At 43.5% G+C, this 2,052-nt stretch carries 2 protein-coding genes and 1 pseudogene; 2 read left to right on the top strand and 1 reads right to left on the bottom strand.

Features of this window, described 5'->3' with window-relative positions:
• Window positions 1-505, top strand: a pseudogene (locus F6K49_RS43745) (argininosuccinate lyase); the annotation flags it as partial.
• A gap of 29 nt (window positions 506-534) precedes the next feature.
• Here F6K49_RS43745 and F6K49_RS43740 read toward each other — a convergent pair.
• Window positions 535-1,755 (bottom strand): transposase, encoded by a 1,221-nt coding sequence (locus F6K49_RS43740; protein ID WP_293030836.1) that lies wholly within the window; start codon window positions 1,753-1,755, stop codon window positions 535-537.
• Between the two features lie 67 nt (window positions 1,756-1,822).
• Between F6K49_RS43740 and F6K49_RS43735 the strand changes: the two genes are divergently transcribed.
• A complete protein-coding gene (locus tag F6K49_RS43735; RefSeq protein WP_075897121.1) occupies window positions 1,823-1,963 on the top strand; it encodes a CopG family transcriptional regulator in 141 nt (46 codons plus the stop codon).
• Window positions 1,964-2,052: the final 89 nt, after the last annotated feature.

Genomic DNA, 2,052 nt, shown 5'->3' with positions numbered 1-2,052 from the left:
TGGTCGTGTCTTTGGTCATCTACAAGGGTTGTTAGTTTTGATGAAAGGGCTACCTTTGGCTTACAACAAAGACTTGCAAGAAGACAAAGAAGCACTGTTTGATAGCGTTAACACTATCAAAGCCTGTCTCGAAGCCATGACCATTCTCTGGCAGGAAGGGTTAGAATTTCGTACCGAACGTTTGGCATCAGCAGTTACTGAAGATTTCTCTAACGCTACCGATGTCGCTGACTATTTAGCCTCAAAAGGAGTTCCGTTTCGGGAAGCCTACAATCTGGTGGGTAAGGTGGTCAGAAGTTGTTTGGGATCCGGGAAGTTACTGAAGGATTTGAGCCTCGAACAGTGGCAAGAGTTGCATCCAGCCTTTGCAGAGGATATTTATCAAGCCATTGCCCCGACTCAAGTCGTCGCTCGTCGGAATAGTTATGGTGGCACTGGTTTTGACCAGGTTAGGCGAGGGATTCAGGATGCATGCGATCGCCTAAATTCCAATATTGATCGCTAATTTATCTGTGACGTACTCCCGACGTTGCCCTAACGGGACAACGCGGGCTTCTTACCAACACCACCTACTGGTTCGGTTGCTCGGTCAGCTTTACTACTGACGGGACGCCCCACCGCCAAATACAGGATATTTTTAGCCGCATTTACATCCCTGTCTTCTGTGTATCCACAATGAGGGCAAGAATGGATGCGGTCTTTTAGTTTCTTGGGAACTTTTTTGCCACAATTAGAACAGTTTTGGCTAGTGTTTCGGGGATTTACAGCCTTCGTTAGTAATCCAGCATTTGCAGCTTTGACTGACAAGATAGACAGAAATTGACCCCATCCAGCATCCAAAACTGATTTAGCCATTTTGGTTTTGGCTAGACCTTTGATATTGAGCTTTTCGTGAGCTACTATATCGTGGCTATCTAGTAGCTCCTTTGCGGTCTTGAAATGGAAATCTTTTCTGGTGTCCGCTACTTTTTTGTGAGCTTTTCCAAGTTTAACAACAGCCTTCTTTCTGTTGTTACTCCCTTTCTTAGAGCGACTAACAGATTTTTGAACTTTCTTAAGTCGTTTTTGAGCCTTTCGGTAGTATTGAGGAATTGGCACCTCAGTTCCGTCAGACCTTATCAAGAAAGACTTAAGACCCATGTCTATGCCGACGGGATTGATGACACTATCGATCGGGATAATATCCGGGACAGTATCATCTTGGATTGACAGCGTTGCATAGTAACCGTCGGCTTTTCGGGTAATCGTGGCCGTTTTTACCTTGAATCCATCAGGAATTTGCCTGTGGTAAATCATCTTGACCTGTCCAAATTTTGGCAGGGTCAGAATATTGCCTTTGATCGGATCCTTAGTGAGAGAAGGAAAGGTAAACGAGCGGTACCTGTTCTTGCTTTTAAATCGTGGTTTTCCGCTCTTGTTTCCATTGCAATCCCCTTTCAGGAATCGTTTAAAAGCTAGATCTACCCTTTTGACACAATCTTGAAGGACTTGAGAATGAATTTCCTTGTACCATGGCCTATCTTTCTTCAGTCCAGGTAGAGATTTCTTTTGAGAGAAATAATCAGGATTATTTCTAAGTTCGGGAAGATGACAAACAAGAGGACAATAATTTGTAGCAGACCGATTTTGCTCATACCAGCTAAATCGGTCTGCCAAAAGGTAATTGTACTGACAGCGCAGCAGATCTAGCCATTTCTCTATCTTGGAGATCTGCGATTTATTTAACCTGAGTCGGTATTGATATGCTAGTCTCATCTTGTTTTCTCCTGGTAATCGACCTATTATTAGTATAGTATATACAATTACATATGTTAATTCATAAATGAAAGATAAAACATTAATGATCAGGTTAACTAGCTTCGATAAAAAGCAACTCAAACAAGAGGCTGAACGTAGAGGAATGACCCCGTCTGAACTGCTCAGAAGTTTAATAGCTCGTTTTCCTCTTCCCAAGGATTCCTAGTTGACAATTCCGTTTCACTTCATTGTCCCGCTATCATCCCGACGCTCACCCTATCGGGTAGAGCGCGGGGCTTCTCGCGGATCAGCTAA

Source organism: Moorena sp. SIO3I6, from assembly GCF_010672095.1.
The sequence above is the reverse complement of the archived record's forward strand: the minus strand, read 5'-3'. Positions and strand labels throughout refer to the sequence as shown.

Excerpts from the sequence above, each read along its gene's own strand:
- F6K49_RS43740 (WP_293030836.1), bottom strand. The coding sequence starts at position 1,755 with ATGAGACTAGCATATCAATACCGACTCAGGTTAAATAAATCGCAGATC.
- F6K49_RS43735 (WP_075897121.1), top strand. The coding sequence starts at position 1,823 with ATGAAAGATAAAACATTAATGATCAGGTTAACTAGCTTCGATAAAAAG.